The following is a 22,029-nucleotide window of genomic DNA, read 5'->3' as shown; positions in this document are numbered from 1 at the left end:
TTTTTTCAGGAATATTAATCTAAGAGTAAATGTAAAACTTTTAACTCCTTGTTGTGGTATTAGATTGTGTTGCAATACGGATTTTAACAAAGATTAATAAAAGAATCGCCGTAAAAAGACACACCCGGCCAATGAAATCTCCATGTTGCGAATAAAATGTCTTTTCTTTCATTAATTTGAACTTACCCGTTAATACCGATTTTTCCCACCACTTGGTTTTAGCAATAATCGTGCCTTTAGAATTGATGTAAGCTGAAATTCCATTGTTGGCAACCCGAATATAGTCTCTGCGGGTTTCAATGGCTCTTAACCGGCTAAAATTGAAATGATGTTTGTAACCTGGAGTGGTTTTCCACCATCCGTCATTGGTAATCATACAAAGAAAACCAGGAAGTTCAGGAACTCTTTGGGCGCAGTAATCACTAAAAATTGATTCGAAGCAGACCACAGGAACTAATGCTGCAGAATCAGATATGAAATAGTCAATATCATTTCTACTGCTGTAGCTTCCCTGGTATCCTCCAATCTCAAGCGAATAATCTTTTAAAAAGCTTAGATATTTATCGAACGGAACTTTTTCAAATAAGGGAACAAGCTTTGTTTTGTGGTAAAAATGAGGTGTTAAGCTATCGCTTAAAAATAGCGCAGAATTAAACGATTCTGATTCAATATTGCTGTGGGTTCCAATTAGTATTTTTGTTTTGGGATATTTCTTTCTTAAATCGAGCAATTGTGTATAGCTGGAAGATTTTTTGGGCTTATTTTCATCGATAGATGTTAAAATCACGGTTTCCGGTGCAAATAAAAAATCAGGACGCTGACTACTGCAAATAGAATCTGCTGTATTCATAAAACCGGCAAAGTGTTTTTCTTCGTTTGCGGGAACAAATTTTTCGGTGTACGGATCCAAATTTGGCTGGATCAGAGCAAAGCTTCGGGTTCCGGTTGCATTTTCCTTTTGGTGATACAGAGAAATAGAGTAGAGGAAAGGAATACCAATTAAAAGAAGCATTCCAATAGATCTCAAAGCAATGTTCTTTCTTGGGTTTTTTATCAGAGAGAAGAATCTGATGTTGATTAAAATCACCCACAAACTTCCGCCACGTGTTCCTGTAATATTGTACCATTGTATCCATTTCGGTGCTGAAGCAAAAGCATTTCCCAAATTCAACCAGGGCCAGGCTAAATCCCACCAGGTATCGAAATATTCAAAGCCCAGCCAAATAAGCAGAAAGGGAAAGAGAATGGAAATTTTCAAGTGCTTTCTCGATCGGCTAATCAGCCAGAAAATCAGCGCCAGCAAAAGAGAATTAATTAGTAGGATGAGGATTACACCTGTAATTTGTGCTTTGCCCACCCACCAATAGGCCAAAATGTTCCAGATTAAAAAACTCAGAAATGAATAGTTGAAAAGGACGTAGGGATTGTGGTGATCTATTGTTTTTTCTTCCAGCCATAAAAGAGGTATCCATGCAAAAAAAATGAGCGGAAAAAGTTGTGGTATGCAAAAAGGCATGCCCAGCAAAAGACCCGATGCAATGGCGAAAAGAATGTTTTTATTCACTTTAGCGATGAGTTAGATGAACCCCAACCAAGATAATAAATATGGATGCAATTTGAGCAATAGAAATAGAATCGCCGCCAATTACGATGCCCAAAAATATGGCTATAATGGGAATAATATAGGCTATTGATGCTGCAAATACATGCGATGATTTTTTTATGAGCTGATTGTATAGAATAACGCCTACGAATGTTAAAACGGCCAGCAAACAAAGCATTAATGCACTTTTTGGTAAACTTTCTGATGCCAAAGGGGTGCTTAAATCAGTGATAGCCAGAAAACAACCTGCCATTGGGCCGACAAATAGAAATGCTAAAGAGGCAATTTCGGTGCCGCTAAGTTTAGGCAATGAAAAACTAACAATATTAATGCTGACAGCTATTGATAAAATAGCCATAAACACATAAAATACGCCCCAAAAATAAGATGACCCGAAAGAGTTTCCTGAAAAACTAATGACAACTGTTCCAGCAAATGCCAGTAAAATTCCCCCTATTACTTTTTTACTCGTACCTGCTTTGAAAAAAAGAATTGCAATCAGCAATGTAACCATAGGCAGCATGGCATTTAGCATGCCTGCTACCGAAGAGTTGATTTGGGTTTGCGCTTTGGCGAAAAAGTAGGCCGGGCCAATATTTCCTGTGATTCCTGAAAGTAGTAACGGAAGTATGTTTTCTTTCGAAAGTTTTCTGATGTTTTTAATAATCAGAGGAATAAATAGCAGGAATGAAAAAAACACCTGAAAAGCAGCCACTTGATTGTGGCTGAAACTTTCCAAAGCAATCTCCCGCAAAATATATGGACTTCCCCAAAGAAAAGAAACTAAAATCAGTAATATCCAATTGTTATATCTTGGGGGCAGTATCATTATCTTGGGGTGTTTTGTAATTATTCGTTTTCTTCTTCGAAAGCCTTGTATTTCGCTGTTAATTCAGAAATCATCTGGCTGAAAGTAGTAATCGCCGAGAGGGTGTCTTTCGAGATTTCTTTTCCTTGAAGTTTAAGCATTAAAATACCATACAAAGCAGTAAGGCATACCTCAATGTCGTTGTTTTCCTGGGTTGCTTTCGATTTTTCGCGAAATTCGGTTATGTTGCCAAGAGCTTGCTGATAATGGCTGTTGTAGGCTGAATCTTTGCCTTTTGTTAGTAGATAAACATGAAAATCGTAAAGCTCGTTTACGTTGTTCTTAAGGATTTGAAGATGTCCTGTTTCTTCCACTTTTTCAATCTTCATCATTTCAATCAGATTTTCGTACCAGTCTCTAATTTCGTTTTGAGTAGCTTCCGGCTGATTGAATTGTTTGATGATGTTTTCGTCAATTTTATCAATGTTGAATTGATAGGCTCTGATGATATCCTCAACTTGCCACATATAAAGGATGTATTCTGCTAAATTCGTTTTCTTTTTATCCTGTGCTATTATCATATTTTTTTCTTGTCGGTTCCTGATGTGTTTATTCCTGCTTAAGCTTATCAATTAATCTGCGATCTAATTTTGTTGGTCTTCCAACACCTCTGTCTCTGGATTCAAATCCACGGGTATTGGTTGCTTCCAATAAATCCAATTGATCCTGAGCAGTTATGTCTTTTACAAAGTCAATGGCCAATTTTGCTCCCATCCGTTTGCCGGATATGGCTGTAACCAAATAACTGCGGGTAATAGGAGGAACACGTACATCAATTTGTTCGTTTAACCTTACTTCGCGCGATGGTTTCACGTGTACACCACCAATACTTACTTTTCCTTTTTTACAAGCTTCCGCTGCCATACTTCTGGTTTTGAAAATACGTACAGCCCATAGCCATTTGTCTACTCTAACCTTATCATCCATGACTTCCTATTTTTAACTGCCTGATTTTTTTGTATTGTATGCTGTCATGGTTCTCTGGATACCAATGGTACTCATTCCTTTTATCATGTTGATACAGATTTTAAATAGTTCAGGCAGTTTCTCCAGTTCTTCAGGCGACCATTCTCCTAAAACATAATCTACTTGCTGTCCCTTGCTAAAATCGGAACCAATTCCAAAACGCAGGCGGTTGTAGTTTTGATGTCCCAATATCTCGTTGATGTGTTTTAATCCATTATGACCGGCATCACTTCCTTTCGGACGTAAGCGCAAAGTTTCAAATGGCAAGGCAAGGTCGTCAACCAAAACCATCATATTTTCAACGGGTATTTTTTCTTTCTGAAGCCAGTAGTTAACCGATTTTCCACTTAAATTCATGTAAGTGTTTGGTTTTACAAGAACAAAGATGCGGCCTTTAAACTTGTATTCAGCAACAGCTCCATATCTGGCTTCTTTGAATTCTATATTAGCTGTCTCAGCAAGAGCATCTAAAATACGAAATCCTATATTGTGTCTTGTGTTTGCATATTCAGCACCAATGTTGCCAAGGCCGACAATCAGATATTTCATCTCGATATTATTTTCTTTAGGCTGATTTTTAGTCTGCCCAAATAGTTTTTTTAGAAATTGTATCATAACAAATCCAAAGTTAGAATATTCATGGCATTTTCCATGAAAACTTTGTATTCATTCTATCCGTTATTTAATAGGAACGGGGGGTATTAAAAAAACCTCCCATTCTTCAATAAATGGGAGGTTATATTTATTTGCTTCATTGTGCTGAGCAAAATAGTGTTGAAATCTATTTTGCAGCCATAGCAGCAGCACGAGCAGCTCTTGTAAGCTTAACTTGAACAACTACTGATTTCTTAGAATTAAGAAGTTCTAAGTTATCATAAGCAAGCTCTCCAACCTGAATACTTTTTCCAAGTCCAAGATGGCTAACTTTAACAAGAAGATTTTCTGGAAGATCAGCCATTAGACCTTTTACCTTAAGTTTTCTTGAGATAACTGCTAATTTACCACCAGACTGAACACCGATAGCGAATCCTTCAACTCGAATTGGCAATTCTACTTCGAATGCTTTGTCTTCAAAGACCTGATAGAAATCAGCGTGTAAAGCTTTGTCATTAACCGGGTGATACTGAACATCTCTCAGTACACAAGAGAATTTTTTTCCTTCAATATCTGCATTGATAACGTAAACATCCGGCGTAAAAAGTAATTTACCCAATACCTTTTCGTTAATAGCAAAGTGAATGTTTTCACCACCACCGTATACTTCACATGGTATCATTTCTTCTCTACGAAGAGCTTTGTTTGCTTTTTTTCCTAAATCTGTTCTTAAAGAACCTTTTAATTCAAAAACTTTCATTTCCTTGAAATTATGTGCTACTCAAAATAAACGTCATCACTTGGTAAAAAAGTTCAGTTTATTTCCCATTACACGTTTATAAAATGTTTTACCAAAAAAATCTGCGCAAAGATATAAATTATAATATGAAATTGGAACTGATTGATTCGCAATTGTAAACATTAAGAATTGTTTTTGCGAAAATTTCAGCAATTGTTAGCTCTTTAATTTTAGAAACTTCTTTTTTCAAAGGAATAGAGTCTGTGAAAACAACCTCTTCTAAAGCCGATTCTTGAATTCGTTCATAAGCCGGACCAGATAAAACCGCATGGGTTGCGATTGCACGAACGCTAAGAGCACCTTTATCCTTAAGCATATTAGCAGCTTTGGTAATTGTGCCGGCGGTATCAATCATGTCATCCACAATAACAACATGTCTGCCTTCAACATCACCAATTGCAGTCATTTCGCCAACAACATTCGCTTTTTCTCTTGATTTGTGACAAATAGCCAAACCTGCATTTAAATATTTTGCGTAAGTATTGGCTCTTTTACTACCACCCATATCTGGAGAAGCAACTACCAAATTGTCCAATTTTAAATTCTCGATGTAAGGAAGAAGTACCGATGAACCATACAAGTGATCAACAGGAATGTCAAAGAATCCTTGAATTTGGTCAGCGTGAAGATCCATTGTCATTACACGGTCAACTCCTGCAGCCATAAGTAAATTGGCAACCAATTTGGCTCCAATCGCAACTCTGGGACGATCTTTTCGGTCCTGACGGGCGAATCCAAAATAAGGAATTACTGCAATAACTTTGTAAGCAGATGCTCTTTTGGCGGCATCAATCATTAGCAATAGCTCCATCAAATTATCAGTTGGGGGATAAGTTGACTGGATAATGAATACTTGAGCACCTCTTACTGTTTCTTCGTAACAGACTTCAAATTCACCATCACTAAATCTTGTAATGCTTGATTTTCCTAACTCCAATCCTGCTGCTTTTGCAATTTCACCTGCTAAATACTCACTGTTCGAACCAGAAAAGATTTTAATCGGGGCTTTCATTAAAATATTATTTGTTTATAAATCAGATAACTATTGTACTGTGCAAATTTATGAATTATTGCGCCAAAAAACTGATTTTAGTCAAGTTGCCGCAATTTATTTTATCCAATTAAAAGGATAATTTATTTTGTTTAAATAAAAAAGAAGATGTCTTTACGAGATCTTCCCTTATTTTTATTTTCGCTTTTGAAGCAAAACCGTTTTGTTGGTTTCATCTATAGAATTTAATATTTCTTCTTTTCCCAAACCACTTGATGCCGAACTTATAAAGTAAGGAGGCATTTCTTCCCATGTATTCAATAATTCAGTTTCATAGGCTTTAATGTTCTCCGATAATTTTTGTTTGCCAAGTTTATCAGCTTTCGTAAAAATAATAGAGAAAGGAATTCCGTTTACACCTAACCATTCCATAAAATCAACATCTTTGGCTTGAGGTTCGTGTCTGCAATCCACAAGTACAAATAAATTGATAAGATTGGGACGGCTTTCAATAAAACTGAAAATTAATTTTGAAAACCGTTGTTTGGTATTCTTTGCTACTTTGGCGAAACCATAACCGGGTAAATCTACCAGATACCATTCATCATTAATTAAGAAATGATTGACCAATTGTGTTTTACCAGGCTTGGTAGAAATTTTCGCCAAACCTTTGTGATTGGTCAGCATGTTTATAAGTGATGACTTTCCAACATTTGAACGTCCGATAAAAGCATATTCTGCCTTATTATCGGTCGGACATTTTTTAATATCCGAGTTGGACATCACAAATTTAGCACTAGTAATATTCATGGAGTATTTTTTTACGTTGCAAAGTTATACAGATTCTTATCTTTTCCGAAAAATGATTCAACTTTATTGACTGATCATCTTATATTCTATGGGAATAAAAAAATCCTCTTTTTTTTGTGTAAAAAAGAGGATCGTATAATTTGTTGTTAGTCTATTTTATATAGACTTCAAGAATTTTTGTTTTTGTTTTCGGAGTAAGAGTCAAATTGTTAATAATTGCAGGAATTAAAACGCTTTCTCCTTTCTCAACAGTTAAAGAATCCTCCCCGCAGGTAATAATCATCTCGCCTTCCAAACACATATAAATCACAAATGAATCTAATTCTATGTAGTCCTTTTCCTGAGCTTTGTCAAATTCCAGAATGTTAGTTGTGAAATAAGGACAACGAACAAGTTCTGAAGTTTTATTAATTTCAGTTTGGTAGCTGGTTTCATATTTTTTCTCAAAACTATAGTCAATTGCATCAACAGCAAGTTCTGTATGCAGTTCTCTTGGGTTGCCGGCATCATCAGTTCTGTTAAAATCGTATATTCGATAAGTAACATCAGATGTCTGCTGAATTTCGGCCAACAGAATTCCTTTCCCAATTGCATGAACACGGCCGGCAGGAATAAAGAAACAACTTCCCTCTTTTACAGGGGCATTGTTTAAGATCTCTTCCAGCTTGCCTTCCTTCAGCTTCGCTAAATATTCTTCTTTGCTGATGTTTTGATTAAAACCAACGATCAGTTCAGATCCTTTATCGGCTTCAATAACATACCACATTTCGGTTTTGCCGTAAGCATTGTGTCTTTCTTTCGAAAGTTCATCATCAGGATGTACTTGAATAGATAGGACATCATTGGCATCAATAAATTTTATCAGCAATGGAAATTCAATCCCAAAATTTTCATAAACATGATCTCCAACAAGGTCACCCATATAAATTTCAATGAGTTCTTCCAGATTGTTTCCCGCTAAAAATCCATTGCTAACAACAGAAATATCTCCTTCAACACCCGAAATCTCCCAACTCTCACCTGCATTAGGTAGTGGAGAAAAATCTTTATTCAATACTGTTTTTAATTTGTTTCCACCCCAAATTTTATCTTTTAGGATGGGCGTAAATTTCAATGGATACAAACTCATTTTTGTACAATTTATTAATTTGATTGCTATTTTGGCTTTTGGCTAATCTTAAAATTCGTAGTCAATTACTTTGCGTTCAGCAGCCATTTCCTTTACAACCGATGCTGCTTTTAAATGTTCAGGATGGTTAGCGTATAAAGGCAAGGCGTCCATGTTTTCAATATCAACATTTACAATAAAATCAAATGAAGCATCCGAATGAAGTTGGTCAAAACCAATTTGTAAAAATTTGATTTCAGGAATTCTTTCATCCAATCCGTCAAATGCCTCTTTTAATCTGGTAAAGTAATTTTCTTTTTTTTCAGCCGATTCAAAAGCTTTAAACTTAAACATGGCAATGTGCTTGATCATTTTAATTCTTTTTTAAATTATTACTAACTTTCCAGCCGAAGTTAATGCAAAATTAGCATTTTTGAATCAAACATCTAAATATCATACAACATGTTGATTATTGGAATTGCGGGAGGAACAGGCTCTGGCAAAACTACAGTGGTTAGAAAAATAATTGAAAGATTAAATCAAGGGGACGTTGCCGTTTTACCGCAGGATTCATATTACAGGTCTAATGAAGAGCTTACATTAGAAGAGCGTCAGGAAATAAATTTTGATCATCCAAGGTCAATCGAATTTGAATTATTAATTGATCATGTCAAGAAATTAAAGAGTGGCCTATCGATAGAGCAGCCAATATACTCTTACCTTACTTGTCTTCGATCGGATGAAACGATTCGGGTGGAGCCCAAAGGCGTAGTTATCGTAGAAGGACTTTTGATTTTAACAGATCCAGTTCTTAGAAATTTAATGGATTTAAAGGTGTTTGTTGATTGTGATGCCGATGATCGTTTAAATCGGGTAATTAAGAGAGATATTGTAGAGCGGGGCAGGTCGGTTGAAAAGGTATTGGATCGATACGATAAAACGGTTAAACCAATGCACCTTCAATTTATAGAACCAAGCAAGCGTTATGCTGATATTATTGTGCCGCAAGGAGGCAATAATATTGTAGCTATAGATATTTTAACCCATTTTATTCAGAAAAACCTGATCGAACATCAGTAAGTTGTTCATTTTTGTTTCTGGATAAGAAAATTAGAGTGGAGACTTTGTTACTGTCTCCTTTTTTTATAACTTTTCGTTTTAATTTATGATAAGTCTTTTGTTATGCTGAATCAAATTAAAGTTGAAAATTTACTTTTTGTAGATGTTGAGACCGTTTCTGGAAAAGCAACGTTCGAGGAATTGTCGCCCAAATTGCAGGAGCTGTGGGAGAAAAAATCTGAATATTTTCGAAAAGAGGAAGAATCGCCATCGGATGTATATGGAAGAGCTGGTATTTATGCCGAGTTTGGTAAAATTGTTTGTATTTCAACAGGCTTGGTCACAAAAAAGAATGGGGGAACAAAATTTGTTGCAAAATCATATTATGGCGACAATGAAAAGCAATTGTTAGAGGAATTTGCTTTGATGTTGGATCGTTTTTGCAGCAAACCGAATCGCAACCTGTGTGCTCACAACGGAAAGGAATTTGATTTTCCATACATTGCCCGAAGAATGCTGATAAACGGTGTTGTATTACCCGAGGTACTCGATATTGCAGGCAAAAAACCTTGGGAAGTACAGTTTTTAGATACCATGGAGCTATGGAAATTCGGCGATTACAAGCATTACACTTCTTTGGCTTTGCTTTGTGAGATTTTCGGTATCCCTACACCAAAAGATGATATTGACGGATCGATGGTGGGTAAAGTATATTGGCAGGATAATGATTTGGAACGCATTGCTGTATATTGTGAGAAAGATATTCTGGCCACAGCGCAGGTGTTTTTGCGTTATCAGGGCGAGGATTTAATTCCGGAAACCAATTTTGAGCGGGTATTGTTATAAATGTCTTGCTATTGTACAATAGTTTCGCTTTTTTCGTGTTTGTATATCAGGATGTAAATCCTAATTTTATTCAAAAATATTTTAAAAACTAAAAGATAGTAAATCTGATGAATACTTCATTTTATAATAAATTGTCCTTTGCGATATTGATTGCTGGAAGCCTACTTTTAACCTCCTGTGGAAGCAGTAGTGGAGGTGGAGAAGAGGACGTTTTCGAGTTTAAATCTTCCGACCTAACCAATAAATACTGGTACTCAAGTACGTTTATTGATGATAGTTATTCAAAAAACGATGTAGTTCTAGTGTATAAATTTAATGGTGGTGGTGATTTGTACAAGCAAGAATTTAGTGGACGCAGGGATGTTAAGGTAGGAAGTTGGAGTCTGGGGGATGATAATACATTGGTAATAGATGACGAGACCATAATTAATTCTCAGGAGTGGAAAATTGACAAGTCATCAACAAGAGATCATATATTCTTAAAAAGTACCATCGGAAACAGAGATTTCTATACTCAAATAAATGAACTTAATGATGTAACTGCTGATGCTTCGGTGGTTAAGGAAGTTTATTTAAAGAATGATGATTTTGTTAGTGGTTACCGATATGATTTTGAGGTGAAGGGAGATAATATTAAAAGTGCTGTTGCAAAAATATCTTCAAATGAAAGTTTTACTTTAATTAAATCGCAAAATTCAAATGATGAAACTGTTTGGAGAATTAACGAAGTTGATGCAAATGAGTATCTTGAAAATTTCCCTGGAGAAAAACTTGTCAAATTTGTACTGACAATGAATTCGGGTGAAGAGTATAAGTTAGACGAGAAGATATATAATCAAGATATTGAAGCTTTAAGTTTTCAGTCAGTGGATTCTGAACACACAACTGGAAGTGGCGCATTGTCATTGGTGGTGAAATGGAAAGCTCTTGACGCTGGTAATATATATTACTACGTTCAGGTGTTAAATTCTGAAAAGGATGAGAACAATCCATTATTTACGTCAAATTGGCAACCGGCAAGTGCTGACGCTTTGCAATCAATGACACTTGAAGAAGATTCTAAAGGTGATTTTGGTTTATCTCTTGGAGATAATTTTTATGTGAAGGTCGTTGCATTTTTGTATGAAGATGGTATTGACCCTTTTCAAGGAGATATTTACACTTTTAATATTCAAGCTCGTTCTCAGTTTATAAAAGCTGGTGGTGAGTGGTAATAAGAAATAAGAAAATTTTAGCCCCGAGACGAATTCGTTTCGGGTTTTTTATTGAATCCAAAACAAAATACTCCACTGTTATAACCAATAGTTTTGCATGCTCTGCCTGTCCCCAAACAAATGTAGCCTGTCCCCACAATTTGTTTCGCTTCCGGATTCTTTCTGTTCCCTGGAAATAATTCTCCGTACGTGAAGGCGAGTGTTCCGTTCGTACTTTCACTTGTTCCGTTCGCGAACGGAAGGGTATTCACTCCGAACGGAGTATCTCAACCTGCGCACGGAAGCACAAAACTGCCGAACGGAAAGGGTTCCAACGCGCACGGAAGTCCATCCGTGCCAAACGGAAGACCTCAGTCGGCGCACAGAGATGGTCAATTTACGAACGGGAGTGTCTTCTCCTGAAATAGCACATTTTAATCCAAAGCAAAATATTCAACAGTTTTAACCAGTAGTTTTGGCTGTTCGGCATGCACCCAATGTCCGGCATTGGGAATGGTTGTTATTTCTGCTTTTGGAAATATCGTTCGTATTAAATTGTGGTCGTTATCGCTTATGTAATTCGATTTTTCGCCGCGGATAAATAGAACAGGGAATGCTGTGATTCCTTTGCCTTCTGCAAAACGATCACCATCAATACCGTCCATTATTTGAGATAAGTAATCGTTAATGGTTTTAATATTTAGTTTCCAGATAAACTGTTTGTTCTCGTCTCTTTTCAAATTTTTAAGAAGAAATTGTCTGACGCGTTTACTGGTTATACTTTCTGTTAATTTTGCATCAATTTCGGTTCTGTTTTTGTAAAGCGATAAATCCAAATTAAGCATTGCTTTAACGATGCAGGAGTGATCGATTGTTTGTGGGGCGTAATCGGAAATTTTGCTGTAGTTTTTGGGAGCAATATCCACAACAAGCAGACTGCTTACTCTTTCGGGATGATCGGCAGCAAAGAACATAACCGTTTTCCCGCCCATCGAATGCCCAAGTAAAATGGCCTTTTCAATTTTGTGATCGTTCATAAATTCCAGAAGATCTTCTTTTAAATCCTGATAAGTATGTGAGTTGGTATGAGGAGAGTCTCCGTGGTTTCTCTGATCAATAATGTAAACCGTGAAGTTATTCGATAGCTCTTTGGCAATAGTCAGCCAATTATCCGATGCGCCGTAAAGACCATGAAGAATTAGTAAAGGGTGGCCTTTGCCAAGTTTTTTGTAATTGAGTTTCATTTGCCTGAGATTTATTTCGGAAATAAAGATAAGAACCAAATCAATAAGGCGATTGGTTAAGTTGAGTTTTTTAAGCAGATTCAGAAATAGAAAAGGATGCCTTGAGAGCATCCCTTTGCAAATATGTAATGAGTTCCGATTTATTTCAAACACCTAAGATACATCTGAATGGTATTTTCCAAACCATAGTACAATGAATCAGAAATAAGGGCATGCCCAATTGATACCTCAGTTAAATTTGGAATGTTATCGTTAAAATATTTAAGATTTTCCAAGCTCAAATCGTGTCCGGCATTAATTTCCAAGCCTAATTCGTGAGCCCTTTTTGCTGCAATTACAAAAGGACGAATGGCTTCCTCTTTATTTTTAGGATAATTTGTCGCATACGGTTCTGTGTATAGTTCAATACGATCTGTTCCGGTGGCAACAGCACCTTCAATATTAGCCAGGTCTGTGTCAACAAAAATGGAAGTTCTGATGCCGGCAGCTTTAAATTCCTTTATAATTTCGACTAATATATCACGATTTTTAACTGTATCCCATCCAGCATTCGAAGTTAATGCCTCTGGGGGATCAGGAACAAGAGTAACCTGCGCCGGTTTTGCTTTTACAACCAAATCAATAAAATCCCGGGTTGGATACCCTTCAATATTAAATTCGGTTGTAACTAAAGATTTTAAATCCCTAACATCCTGATAACGGATATGTCTTTCGTCAGGACGAGGATGTACTGTAATGCCTTCAGCTCCAAATCTTTCACAATCCAAAGCTACCTTGCAAACATTAGGAGTATTCCCTCCGCGGGCATTTCTAATTGTCGCAATTTTGTTTATATTTACACTAAGTCTGGTCATTTTATAAAACTTTATAGGACGAATAATTAGGTGAAAAAAAGATACAAACTTACTTTGTATAATTAAATTCCCCTTAAGGCAAAATTAAAAGTAATTCCTAGAAAACAGGTATGTATGATAGCAAAAGATTTAATTTCTGATGTTGTTCCGGTATTACGGGAAACCGATACCGGGATTCAAGCTCTTAACTGGATGGAGATTTTCAGAGTTTCTCATTTGCCAATAGTTAAGGGCGATGAGTTTCTGGGCTTAATTTCAGACAATGATATTTACGATTTAAACAAAGCAGAAGAACCTATTGGCGATCAAAAGTTATCCTTGTTTAGTCCTTATGTAAACGAAAATCATCATATCTACGAAGTAATAGAGATTATTTCAAGGCTTAAATTGACTGTGATACCAGTTTTGGAAGATGAGAAAACCTATGTTGGTCTTATAACATTAAACGATTTGATGCAATACATTGAAAGAATTTTTTCCGTTCGTGAACCTGGAGGAATAGTCGTGTTGGAACTTAATTCAGTTGATTATTCTTTAAGTGAAATATCAAGAATTGTAGAGAGTAACGATGCTAAAATTCTCAGTTTATATGTTACTTCATCCACGGATTCAAGAAAAATTGAGTTGACAATTAAAATAAACCGAACAAATATTACTTCGATAATACAAACTTTTTTGCGCTACGATTACACCATAAAAACGACCTATGTTCGTGAAGATGATATGAAAGATATGATGGAGGATCGATACAATTCGTTCATGAGGTTTCTAAATATCTAAAAAGCTTAAGTTTTAGGTTTCTTTTTCTGCATAGAATTCTTGCCACTAAACAGATTACTCTATATTTGTGCTAAACATTACTTAATTAGGTATGCCATCAATCTAAATGTAGGTTTTATTGTATTTTAAGTATGTGTAGATTTAAAAAGGTTTTAGAATTTTCAGGATTCTGTTGCCCGGGCAAATAAACAAAACGCAAATTTGTGAAGTATGAAAATTGCACTTTTTGGCAAATCATTTAACGAAAGCTTTACCGAAAGCTTTATTATGATGTTTGATGTTTTTGTCAGGCATAAAATAGAAGTAATAATTTATGAGCCTTTTTATGATTTTCTAATCAGGGAAATTAATTTTAAACCTCCTGTTCAGACTTGTTTTCATAGCAATAAGGATTTAGACAAGGAAGTGGATTTCTTCTTTAGTATTGGCGGCGATGGTACTTTTTTGGACGCAGTGACATTCGTGCGTGATTCGGGAATTCCATTGGTTGGTATTAATAGTGGTAGGCTAGGTTTTATGGCCGATATTGCTCAGGATGAAATACCTCAGGCTTTAGCCGATATTGTAGCCGGAGACTATAGTTTTGAGGAGCGGAACTTACTGCGGTTGGAAACATCCCGGAATGGCTTGTTTGAAGAATTTAATTATGCTTTAAACGAATTTACTGTTCATAAAACAGATTCAGCTTCGATGATTACCATTCACACCTATCTGAATAATGAGTATTTAAATTCTTATTGGGCAGATGGTTTAATTATCGCGACACCAACCGGATCAACAGCATATTCGTTAAGTGTTGGTGGACCTATATTAATTCCGAACACTCAAAATTTTATTATTTCACCTATTTCTCCGCACAATCTTACCGTTCGACCGATTGTTGTACCTAATCATCATGAAATAACACTTCGGGTTGAAGGACGAAGTGATAGTTATTTGGCTTCGCTTGATTCTCGCTCCTGTACTTTTGAATCATCAATCGAGCTTAAAATCAGGAGGGCCGATTTTCGGATTAAGGTCTTAAAACTAAAAACTCACAGCTTTTACGGAACCTTGAGAAATAAGCTCATGTGGGGTGCTGATAAACGTAATTAGAGAGTAATTTTATTTGGTTTTCTGTTTTAACAAAATTTAACGACGGGTTGGCGTTATTTTTTTTCATTGATAAGGTTTTTTAAGATTATATGTTACTTTTGTAGCTTGTGAATAAATTAAGATGGAATAGACCCTCTTCAAACCAACGTTTTTAGGAGCTTAAGCATCAACTTTTGTTTATTTGCAAGAAGGAAAACACAAACTTGATTTCATGTATAAACTGATATTAGGAATACTGTTTTTTGCGATTGGAAATTCAGCTTTTTCGCAGACAAAAGCAGAGTTGGGCTTCTTTGGAGGAGTCTCCTATTATATGGGTGATATTAATCCTCAAAAGCAGTTTTATTCAAATTCAGTTGCCTTGGGAGGAATTTACCGATATAATTTTAATTCAAGGTACTCTTTAAGAGCAGGCATGCTGTTTTCAGGTTTAAAAGCAGAGGATAAGGATTTTAATAATTCATATCAACAGGCAAGAGGTGCATCATTCAAAACAGATTTAGTTGATCTATCCTTACAGGTAGAATTTAATTTTCAGTCTTTTTGGTCACCTAAAAAAACGAAGAGCCAGACTCTGGTTCCCTACCTTACCGGAGGGATTGGATACATTGCTCCAAGTAGTACAAGCTCTTCATTCACAATTCCAATGGGAGTTGGTGTGAAAACGAACTTAACGGGCAGATGGACGGCCGCTTTGGAATGGAGTTTTAGAAAAAGTTTTACCGATGATCTGGATCATCTCGATGATCCAAATGATCTTAATAAAAGTAGTTTAGTACACAATAACGATTGGGCATCTTTTTTTGGAGTAATAATAAGTTATAAATTGTTCCCCGATAATGAAGAATGTCATTCATACGATCGCTTTGTAAAATAAAATATGTCATTTAAAGATAAAATAGTAAAGGAAAAGCTGCCTACTCATCTTGCCATTATTATGGATGGGAATGGGAGATGGGCAAAAATGCGGGGAGAACATCGTATTGTTGGTCATCAGAACGGCGTTGAAGCAGTAAGGCAAACTGTTGAAGCAGCCGGTGAGCTTGGAATTTCTTATTTAACCCTGTATGCATTTTCTACCGAGAATTGGAACCGGCCTCAGGATGAGGTTTTAGGATTAATGTCCTTGTTGGTTGAAGCAATAGAAAATGAGACTCCTACTTTAATGAAGAACAATGTTCGCCTGCAGGCAATTGGCGATTTGGCAAGTTTACCAATTGAAGTAAGGGAGAAATTACAGGGAACAATTTCCAATACATCTGGGAATTCTGGTTTGACTTTGGTTTTAGCCTTAAGTTATAGCTCGAGATGGGAAATTGTGAATGCAGTTAAAAATATTGCAAGTCTGGTTCAAAATGGAGAGATATCTCTGGATGAAATTAATTCGGACTTGTTCTCCAATCAACTTACAACAAAAGGTATTCCTGATCCGGAACTTTTGATAAGGACGAGTGGAGAAAGCAGAATCAGCAATTTTCTTTTATGGCAAATAGCTTATTCTGAATTGTATTTTACTGAATTATTCTGGCCTGATTTTAATAAAGAAGAGCTTTATAAAGCACTTTTTGATTATCAGAACAGAGAGCGTCGGTTTGGTAAGATTAGTGAACAAATTAAAGATAAATAAGCATTAACCATTATAATTCAAGTAATGATTAAAAGATTAACTTTCATTTTTACTCTATTTTTAAGTTTTAGTGCATTAGCACAGGAAACCGATACAATCTACAATCCGGTAACTCATTATTCTTCTCCAAAAAGTTATGAATTGGGTGGCGTTACAGTAACAGGGGTAAAACATTTGGAAAATAATGTTTTGGTGCAAATTTCAGGTCTTCGCGTTGGTTCTATGATTGAAGTTCCTGGTGAAAAGGTGACAAATGCAATTAATAAATTGTATAAACAAGGTCTCTTCTCAGACATTCAAATTACAGCAACTAAGGAAATAGGGAATAAAATTTACCTTAACATTCAACTTCAGGAACGCCCTCGATTGTCTTTGGTAAATTATAATGGAACATCAAAAAGTGAAACAACAAAGCTGAAAGAAAGATTAAAGCTGATGAAAGGAACTCAGGTTACCGATTATCTGGTTACAAACACAAAAACCATAGTTGAAGGATACTTTAAAGAAAAAGGCTTTTACAATACGATTGTTTCTGTTATTCAAAGGGACGATTCAGCAGAGGAAAATAGTGTGATACTTGATGTTAATATTGATAGAAACAACAAAATTAAGATTAAGAATATTTTTGTTGAGGGAAATACAGCGTTTACCGATAAAAAGGTGAAAAAAGCAATCAAGGATTCAAAAGAGAAAACATTAAGAAATTTCTTGAAATCTTCAAAATATATTGAAGAAAAGTGGAATGAAGATAAATTGACTTTAATCGAGAAGTACAACGAAAAAGGTTATCGTGATGCCCTTGTTTTATCGGATAGTATTGAACAGGTATCTGAGGATAGAGTGAATATTCATGTGAAAGTAAAAGAAGGAAATCAGTATTTCTTCAATAATATTGACTGGGTGGGTAACACAGTGTATACAGGTTACTGGTTGCAAAGGGTTTTGCAGATAAAAAAAGGTGATGTTTACAATCAAACTTTACTTGATGAAAGATTAACCAGTGATGATGATGCTGTTAGTAATCAATATCTGGACAAAGGATATTTGTTCTTCAACGTGAATCCAGTAGAGACAGTTATTGGAAAGGATTCGATTAATCTAGAGATGAGAATCGTTGAAGGAAAGCAGGCAACTATAGATAGAGTAAATATTATTGGAAATACAAAAACTCATGAGCATGTTGCTCGTCGGGAGTTGTATACATATCCTGGCGAATTGTTTAGTAAGTCGGATATTATCCGAAGTGTCCGGGAATTGGCTCAGTTAGGTCACTTTGATCCGGAGGCAATAAGTCCGGATGTAAAACCTCACCCAGAAAGTGGAACTGTTGATATTAATTACAAGTTAGAGGAAAAAGCGAATGACCAGATTGAACTTTCCGGAGGATGGGGAGCTGGAATGATTATTGGTACTGTTGGTTTGAAGTTTTCTAATTTTTCAATCAGAAATATTTTCAATAAAGAAGCCTGGAGTCCTCTGCCTACAGGAGACGGACAAACATTGAGTATACGCGCTCAGACAAATGGTTCATACTACAATTCTTATAGTATGTCATTTACGGAGCCTTGGTTAGGTGGTAAAAAACCAACTTCATTAAGCACTTCAATTTATTATTCTCAGCAAACCGGATATAGTCGTTCTTATAGCAGAAACTATAGTTATGGTGGAATGGGTGGCAATTCTGATCAAAGTCAGAAGGTATTTGGAGCAAGTGTAGGTTTGGCACGTCGTTTAAAGTGGCCTGATAATTATTTCTCTTTGTATAATGAAGTTAGCTATCAAAACTATAGATTAAAGGATTGGCAATATTATTTAATCTCTGACGGAACATCCAATAATTTCAGTTTTACAACTACTCTATCAAGGAGTTCTATCGATAATCCGTTATATACCAGAAGAGGTTCTTCATTTTCTTTAAGCGTTAAATTGACACCGCCATTTTCATTTTTCGATAATGTAAATTATGGGAGTGGCAATACCAGCGATCAGGAAAGATACAAATGGATTGAATATCACAAATGGGTATTTAAAGGGAAAATGTATTCTTCGTTGTTGAATAGTACAGATAAATTGGTTTTGTATACCGGCACAGAGTTTGGATATTTGGGGTATTATAATAAAGATAAAAGATCACCTTTTGAAGGATTTGAAGTTGGTGGTGATGGTATGTCCGGATACAGTATGTACGGTAGTGACAACATTGGATTAAGAGGATATGAGAATGGATCTTTAACTCCCGTAAGTGCAACCGGCAGACGATTGGGTGGAAATATTTATTCTAAATTTACTGCAGAGGTTCGGTACCCATTATCTTTAAGTCAGTCTGCAACCATTTATGCCTTGGCATTTGCTGAAGCTGGAAACGCATGGTATGATTTTGAAGATTTTCAACCATTCAATTTGAAGCGTTCTGCTGGTGTTGGCCTTAGAATATTCCTTCCTATGTTTGGATTATTAGGAATTGATTATGGATACGGTTTTGATGAAGCGAATCAGACAGGACAAAACGGTGGTCAATTCCATTTTGTAATTGGTCAACAATTTTAACATATTTTATGTAACTGGTCTTTGGCGCTATTATAATTTAAGTTATTTTAGACTTTAATTCTAAATTAAGAATCAAATGAAGCGTTTAGTATTAATAATTGGATGTGTATGTGTATTGATAGGGAATTTGTATTCTCAACAACGTTACGGATTCGTTGATACAGAATATATTCTCGATAAAATGCCGGATTATAAAAATGCTCAGGAACAACTTGATCAGATTTCAAGTAATTGGCAAATAGAAATTGAGAAAATAGCTTCTGAAATAAAAGATTTACAAGCAAAGTTTAGGGCTGATGAGGTGTTCTTATCTTCAGAAATGAGAGAGAAAAGGGAAAAAGAGATTTTTAGTATGGAAATTTCTGCTCAAAAGCTCCAACAAAAGTATTTTGGAATAAACGGAGATCTTTATAAAAAACGTCAGGAATTAATAAAGCCAATTCAGGATGATATTTATGAAGCAATAAAAGAAATTGCAAAAGACGGAACTTATGGTATGATTATTGACCGTGCTAACGGGCCAACAATTATATACAGTAACCAAAAGTTTGATTTAAGTGATAAGGTGCTGTATAAGTTAGGTATTCGAACTAATTAAAATTAAAATAAAAACTAACTGAGTGATATTATGAGACATTTTTTAAAAGTAACTTTATTAGCCATTATCCTATCTGCAGGTTCAAGTACATTTGCGCAAACCTTAAAATTTGGCCATATCGACTCGAATAAATTACTGTCGATTATGCCTGAAAAAGAGCAGGCACAAAAACAAATTCAAGCTGCGGCAGCAGAGTATGATGCTCAAATTAAAGCCATGAGAGAAGAGTATCAAACTTTGGTAAATGCTTATGTAGAAAAAAGAGAAACTCTTTCAGAGGCTGTTAGAGCAAATAAAGAGAAAGAAATCCAGGATTTGCAAAATCGTATGCAGACATTTGATGGATTTGCTCAGCAAGAACTTCAAAAAAAGCAAAATGAATTATTAAAGCCAATTTTCGATAAAGCTTCAGCTGCAATAAAGGCTGTGGGTGCTGAGAATGGATTCATTTATGTTTTTGATATTAGTACTGGTGTTATCTTGTTCAACTCAAATAACAGTGTTGATATTATGCCATTGGTAAAAACAAAATTAGGAATACTGTAAATATTTTTCAGGATATTGTGAAAAGGTGGTATTTTTAATACCACCTTTTCTTATTTTTACCAGAATGATAAAAAATAGTCAGCCCATTGGTGTTTTCGATTCAGGATATGGAGGTTTAACCGTATTAAATGAACTGCTTAAGAGCTTACCTGAATATGATTTTATTTATCTGGGAGATAATGCCAGAAGTCCGTATGGTACCCGTTCATTTGATGTTGTATATGACTATACTTTAGAGGCGGTTGAACAACTTTTTTCAATGGGCTGTGAGTTGGTTATACTTGCATGTAATACCGCTTCGGCTAAAGCACTTCGTACCATACAGCAACGCGATTTGCCTAAAATAAATTCCAACAGAAGGGTTTTAGGGGTTATTCGTCCTAGTGTTGAAGAGGTTTCTAAAATAACCAAGTCCAAACATATTGGTGTAATGGGAACCGTAGGCACAATTCGTTCCAATTCTTATCCAATGGAGATTGCTAAATTGTTCCCGGATGTTGTTGTTGTTCAGGAGGCTTGTCCAATGTGGGTTCCCTTGGTTGAAAATAATGAGATTGAAACGGCTGGAGGCAGGTATTTCATCAAAAAGAACATTGATAGTTTATTGGCTAAAGACCCTCTTATCGATTCGATAATATTAGGTTGTACTCATTATCCTTTGATGAAATCAGAGATTCAGAAAATGCTTCCTGATCATATACAGTTGGTTTCTCAGGGAGAGATTGTTGCCCGAAGTTTAAAAGATTACCTTTTTAGGCATCCGGAAATGGATGTGAGATGTAGTAAAAATTCAATTTGTGAATTCTTTACAACAGAATTTGTAGATAGTTTTGAGGAAAAGGCGGGTCGATTTCTTAATATTACTTTAAAGGCTCAGCATATCAGCTATTAACTGTTACAAGAGCTTTAGTATAACAAAACAGAGCCTTTCAATATAAAATTGAAAGGCTCTGTTTTTGTTTTAAGCTGAATTACTTTTTGATGCTTTCTTCATCTTCTTTGTACCAGCTTGCATACATCGCATAGCTGTTGGCAATACGATTTATTTCGCCTTCTAATAATTCCGGACTTAGTTCCTTTATTTTTTTTGCCGGAGAACCCGCATATACACTTCCAGATTCTACATGAGTTCCTTTTGTTACAACGGAACCAGCAGCAATAATCGCATTGCTTTCAATAATTGCATCATCAAGAACTACAGCGGCCATGCCAATAAGCACGTTATCTTTAATTGTGCAACCATGCACCACTGCATTGTGGGCGATAGATACGTTATTCCCAATTGTGGTTGGTGATTTTTTATAAGTTGCGTGTATGGTCGCATTATCTTGAACATTCACGTTGTTTCCAAGACGAATAGAATGAACATCTCCACGTAAAACGGCACTGTACCAGATACTGCAATCATTTCCCATCTCAACATCACCAATAATGGCGGCGGTTTCTGCTAAAAAGCAATTGTCTCCAAATACCGGAGTATTTCCATTTAATTTTCTAATAAATGCCATTCTTATTTGGTTTGATTATAAATACAAAGATAATTAAAAAAATAATTTGAATATCTTTTCTAAATATGTTATAAAAAAAGTTATGCAAACGTTAACGTGAATGAAATTGAAAATGAGAGTGATAGCTCAGCGTTAAATTGTAAGTAAATTGTATTGAATGTCGGTAATTTATTAGTTTGGATGTTTGTTTCAACTTTAATTTAAAAGGTTTACGATAAAAAAGGTTTGAAAATTTAAGTTTTTTTCACACTTTTGATGACGCAGATATAAATAGGGGTATTTTGAAATCTGCGGTTTGGGAAGAGGTTTTTTTAGTGATACAACTAAATTTTCTTTCTGAAAACAATTCTAAAGGGTGCATTTTATTGCTTTCATCTCAATTTTTATGGGATG

Annotated in this window: 24 protein-coding genes; 11 read left to right on the top strand and 13 right to left on the bottom strand. The window is 35.5% G+C overall.

What is annotated here, in order from left to right:
* Window positions 1–40 precede the first annotated feature (40 nt).
* From lnt to ACKU4N_RS17405, 10 genes are all read right to left on the bottom strand, one after another.
* Window positions 41–1,564, bottom strand: a complete 1,524-nt coding sequence (lnt, locus tag ACKU4N_RS17450; RefSeq protein WP_321318548.1) for an apolipoprotein N-acyltransferase — start codon at window positions 1,562–1,564, stop codon at window positions 41–43.
* 1 nt (window position 1,565) lies between these two features.
* A complete protein-coding gene (locus ACKU4N_RS17445; RefSeq protein ID WP_321318546.1) occupies window positions 1,566–2,432 on the bottom strand; it encodes a DMT family transporter in 867 nt (288 codons plus the stop codon).
* 20 nt (window positions 2,433–2,452) lie between these two features.
* The gene (locus tag ACKU4N_RS17440) at window positions 2,453–2,992 is read right to left on the bottom strand and encodes a DUF4924 family protein (protein ID WP_321318544.1); all 540 of its coding nucleotides are present in this window, start codon (window positions 2,990–2,992) and stop codon (window positions 2,453–2,455) included.
* 28 nt (window positions 2,993–3,020) lie between these two features.
* Window positions 3,021–3,398, bottom strand: a complete 378-nt coding sequence (locus ACKU4N_RS17435; RefSeq protein ID WP_321318542.1) for an Hsp15 family ribosome-associated heat shock protein — start codon at window positions 3,396–3,398, stop codon at window positions 3,021–3,023.
* A 12-nt stretch (window positions 3,399–3,410) separates the two neighbouring features.
* Window positions 3,411–4,052, bottom strand: a complete 642-nt coding sequence (gene pth, locus ACKU4N_RS17430) for an aminoacyl-tRNA hydrolase (RefSeq protein ID WP_321318540.1) — start codon at window positions 4,050–4,052, stop codon at window positions 3,411–3,413.
* 166 nt (window positions 4,053–4,218) lie between these two features.
* Window positions 4,219–4,791 carry a 50S ribosomal protein L25/general stress protein Ctc gene (locus tag ACKU4N_RS17425; RefSeq protein WP_321318538.1) on the bottom strand — a complete coding sequence of 191 codons (573 nt, stop codon included), beginning with the start codon at window positions 4,789–4,791 and terminating at the stop codon, window positions 4,219–4,221.
* A gap of 118 nt (window positions 4,792–4,909) precedes the next feature.
* Entirely contained in the window at window positions 4,910–5,830 is a 921-nt protein-coding gene (locus tag ACKU4N_RS17420; RefSeq protein ID WP_407937255.1) for a ribose-phosphate pyrophosphokinase, read from the bottom strand.
* A gap of 186 nt (window positions 5,831–6,016) precedes the next feature.
* A complete protein-coding gene (gene yihA / locus ACKU4N_RS17415) occupies window positions 6,017–6,631 on the bottom strand; it encodes a ribosome biogenesis GTP-binding protein YihA/YsxC (protein ID WP_321318534.1) in 615 nt (204 codons plus the stop codon).
* A gap of 151 nt (window positions 6,632–6,782) precedes the next feature.
* Window positions 6,783–7,760: a type I phosphomannose isomerase catalytic subunit gene (locus tag ACKU4N_RS17410; RefSeq protein ID WP_321318532.1), complete on the bottom strand. Its 978-nt coding sequence runs from the start codon at window positions 7,758–7,760 to the stop codon at window positions 6,783–6,785.
* Window positions 7,761–7,808: 48 nt separating this feature from the next.
* Entirely contained in the window at window positions 7,809–8,111 is a 303-nt protein-coding gene (locus tag ACKU4N_RS17405) for a Dabb family protein (protein WP_321318530.1), read from the bottom strand.
* 90 nt (window positions 8,112–8,201) lie between these two features.
* Here ACKU4N_RS17405 and udk point away from each other — a divergent pair, with 90 nt between their 5' ends.
* The 3 genes from udk (at window position 8,202) to ACKU4N_RS17390 (ending at window position 10,858) form a co-directional block, all read left to right on the top strand.
* Complete coding sequence (gene udk, locus ACKU4N_RS17400) at window positions 8,202–8,819, top strand: uridine kinase (protein ID WP_321318528.1); 618 nt, start codon at window positions 8,202–8,204, stop codon at window positions 8,817–8,819.
* 102 nt (window positions 8,820–8,921) lie between these two features.
* Window positions 8,922–9,644: a 3'-5' exonuclease gene (locus ACKU4N_RS17395; RefSeq protein ID WP_321318525.1), complete on the top strand. Its 723-nt coding sequence runs from the start codon at window positions 8,922–8,924 to the stop codon at window positions 9,642–9,644.
* Between the two features lie 107 nt (window positions 9,645–9,751).
* Window positions 9,752–10,858 (top strand): hypothetical protein, encoded by a 1,107-nt coding sequence (locus ACKU4N_RS17390; RefSeq protein WP_321318523.1) that lies wholly within the window; start codon window positions 9,752–9,754, stop codon window positions 10,856–10,858.
* Window positions 10,859–11,271: 413 nt separating this feature from the next.
* Here the strand turns inward: ACKU4N_RS17390 and ACKU4N_RS17385 are convergent, their stop codons facing one another.
* Both ACKU4N_RS17385 and ACKU4N_RS17380 read right to left on the bottom strand, forming a co-directional pair.
* Window positions 11,272–12,081 carry an alpha/beta fold hydrolase gene (locus tag ACKU4N_RS17385; RefSeq protein ID WP_321318520.1) on the bottom strand — a complete coding sequence of 270 codons (810 nt, stop codon included), beginning with the start codon at window positions 12,079–12,081 and terminating at the stop codon, window positions 11,272–11,274.
* Between the two features lie 140 nt (window positions 12,082–12,221).
* Complete coding sequence (locus ACKU4N_RS17380) at window positions 12,222–12,935, bottom strand: pyridoxine 5'-phosphate synthase (RefSeq protein ID WP_321318518.1); 714 nt, start codon at window positions 12,933–12,935, stop codon at window positions 12,222–12,224.
* A 114-nt stretch (window positions 12,936–13,049) separates the two neighbouring features.
* On the opposite strand from ACKU4N_RS17380, the gene ACKU4N_RS17375 reads away from it, so the two are divergent.
* The 8 genes from ACKU4N_RS17375 to murI all read left to right on the top strand — a co-directional run bounded on the left by ACKU4N_RS17375 (window position 13,050) and on the right by murI (window position 21,020).
* Entirely contained in the window at window positions 13,050–13,715 is a 666-nt protein-coding gene (locus ACKU4N_RS17375; RefSeq protein ID WP_321318516.1) for a CBS domain-containing protein, read from the top strand.
* Between the two features lie 210 nt (window positions 13,716–13,925).
* Window positions 13,926–14,810 carry an NAD kinase gene (locus tag ACKU4N_RS17370; protein WP_321318514.1) on the top strand — a complete coding sequence of 295 codons (885 nt, stop codon included), beginning with the start codon at window positions 13,926–13,928 and terminating at the stop codon, window positions 14,808–14,810.
* A 211-nt stretch (window positions 14,811–15,021) separates the two neighbouring features.
* Window positions 15,022–15,687: a type IX secretion system protein PorG gene (locus ACKU4N_RS17365; protein ID WP_321318512.1), complete on the top strand. Its 666-nt coding sequence runs from the start codon at window positions 15,022–15,024 to the stop codon at window positions 15,685–15,687.
* A gap of 3 nt (window positions 15,688–15,690) precedes the next feature.
* Window positions 15,691–16,437 (top strand): undecaprenyl pyrophosphate synthase, encoded by a 747-nt coding sequence (locus tag ACKU4N_RS17360; protein WP_321318510.1) that lies wholly within the window; start codon window positions 15,691–15,693, stop codon window positions 16,435–16,437.
* Between the two features lie 24 nt (window positions 16,438–16,461).
* Window positions 16,462–18,984 (top strand): outer membrane protein assembly factor BamA, encoded by a 2,523-nt coding sequence (gene bamA / locus ACKU4N_RS17355; protein ID WP_321318508.1) that lies wholly within the window; start codon window positions 16,462–16,464, stop codon window positions 18,982–18,984.
* Between the two features lie 76 nt (window positions 18,985–19,060).
* Entirely contained in the window at window positions 19,061–19,582 is a 522-nt protein-coding gene (locus ACKU4N_RS17350) for an OmpH/Skp family outer membrane protein (protein WP_321318505.1), read from the top strand.
* A 30-nt stretch (window positions 19,583–19,612) separates the two neighbouring features.
* Complete coding sequence (locus tag ACKU4N_RS17345) at window positions 19,613–20,128, top strand: OmpH/Skp family outer membrane protein (protein WP_101308243.1); 516 nt, start codon at window positions 19,613–19,615, stop codon at window positions 20,126–20,128.
* A gap of 64 nt (window positions 20,129–20,192) precedes the next feature.
* Window positions 20,193–21,020 carry a glutamate racemase gene (murI, locus tag ACKU4N_RS17340; RefSeq protein ID WP_321318501.1) on the top strand — a complete coding sequence of 276 codons (828 nt, stop codon included), beginning with the start codon at window positions 20,193–20,195 and terminating at the stop codon, window positions 21,018–21,020.
* A gap of 79 nt (window positions 21,021–21,099) precedes the next feature.
* Here the strand turns inward: murI and ACKU4N_RS17335 are convergent, their stop codons facing one another.
* Window positions 21,100–21,636, bottom strand: coding sequence for a gamma carbonic anhydrase family protein (locus tag ACKU4N_RS17335; RefSeq protein WP_321318500.1), 537 nt, complete (start codon window positions 21,634–21,636; stop codon window positions 21,100–21,102).
* Window positions 21,637–22,029 lie beyond the last annotated feature (393 nt).

Origin of the sequence: Labilibaculum sp. (assembly GCF_963664555.1) — a bacterium.
GTDB lineage: Bacteria > Bacteroidota > Bacteroidia > Bacteroidales > Marinifilaceae > Labilibaculum.
This window is presented reverse-complemented; position numbering and strand designations above follow the sequence as displayed.

Excerpts from the sequence above, each read along its gene's own strand:
- ACKU4N_RS17445 (WP_321318546.1), bottom strand. The coding sequence starts at position 2,432 with ATGATACTGCCCCCAAGATATAACAATTGGATATTACTGATTTTAGTT.
- ACKU4N_RS17440 (WP_321318544.1), bottom strand. The coding sequence starts at position 2,992 with ATGATAATAGCACAGGATAAAAAGAAAACGAATTTAGCAGAATACATC.
- ACKU4N_RS17435 (WP_321318542.1), bottom strand. The coding sequence starts at position 3,398 with ATGGATGATAAGGTTAGAGTAGACAAATGGCTATGGGCTGTACGTATT.
- pth (WP_321318540.1), bottom strand. The coding sequence starts at position 4,052 with ATGATACAATTTCTAAAAAAACTATTTGGGCAGACTAAAAATCAGCCT.
- ACKU4N_RS17425 (WP_321318538.1), bottom strand. The coding sequence starts at position 4,791 with ATGAAAGTTTTTGAATTAAAAGGTTCTTTAAGAACAGATTTAGGAAAA.
- yihA (WP_321318534.1), bottom strand. The coding sequence starts at position 6,631 with ATGAATATTACTAGTGCTAAATTTGTGATGTCCAACTCGGATATTAAA.
- ACKU4N_RS17410 (WP_321318532.1), bottom strand. The coding sequence starts at position 7,760 with ATGAGTTTGTATCCATTGAAATTTACGCCCATCCTAAAAGATAAAATT.
- ACKU4N_RS17405 (WP_321318530.1), bottom strand. The coding sequence starts at position 8,111 with ATGATCAAGCACATTGCCATGTTTAAGTTTAAAGCTTTTGAATCGGCT.
- udk (WP_321318528.1), top strand. The coding sequence starts at position 8,202 with ATGTTGATTATTGGAATTGCGGGAGGAACAGGCTCTGGCAAAACTACA.
- ACKU4N_RS17395 (WP_321318525.1), top strand. The coding sequence starts at position 8,922 with ATGCTGAATCAAATTAAAGTTGAAAATTTACTTTTTGTAGATGTTGAG.
- ACKU4N_RS17390 (WP_321318523.1), top strand. The coding sequence starts at position 9,752 with ATGAATACTTCATTTTATAATAAATTGTCCTTTGCGATATTGATTGCT.
- ACKU4N_RS17385 (WP_321318520.1), bottom strand. The coding sequence starts at position 12,081 with ATGAAACTCAATTACAAAAAACTTGGCAAAGGCCACCCTTTACTAATT.
- ACKU4N_RS17380 (WP_321318518.1), bottom strand. The coding sequence starts at position 12,935 with ATGACCAGACTTAGTGTAAATATAAACAAAATTGCGACAATTAGAAAT.
- ACKU4N_RS17375 (WP_321318516.1), top strand. The coding sequence starts at position 13,050 with ATGATAGCAAAAGATTTAATTTCTGATGTTGTTCCGGTATTACGGGAA.
- ACKU4N_RS17370 (WP_321318514.1), top strand. The coding sequence starts at position 13,926 with ATGAAAATTGCACTTTTTGGCAAATCATTTAACGAAAGCTTTACCGAA.
- ACKU4N_RS17365 (WP_321318512.1), top strand. The coding sequence starts at position 15,022 with ATGTATAAACTGATATTAGGAATACTGTTTTTTGCGATTGGAAATTCA.
- ACKU4N_RS17360 (WP_321318510.1), top strand. The coding sequence starts at position 15,691 with ATGTCATTTAAAGATAAAATAGTAAAGGAAAAGCTGCCTACTCATCTT.
- bamA (WP_321318508.1), top strand. The coding sequence starts at position 16,462 with ATGATTAAAAGATTAACTTTCATTTTTACTCTATTTTTAAGTTTTAGT.
- ACKU4N_RS17350 (WP_321318505.1), top strand. The coding sequence starts at position 19,061 with ATGAAGCGTTTAGTATTAATAATTGGATGTGTATGTGTATTGATAGGG.
- ACKU4N_RS17345 (WP_101308243.1), top strand. The coding sequence starts at position 19,613 with ATGAGACATTTTTTAAAAGTAACTTTATTAGCCATTATCCTATCTGCA.
- murI (WP_321318501.1), top strand. The coding sequence starts at position 20,193 with ATGATAAAAAATAGTCAGCCCATTGGTGTTTTCGATTCAGGATATGGA.
- ACKU4N_RS17335 (WP_321318500.1), bottom strand. The coding sequence starts at position 21,636 with ATGGCATTTATTAGAAAATTAAATGGAAATACTCCGGTATTTGGAGAC.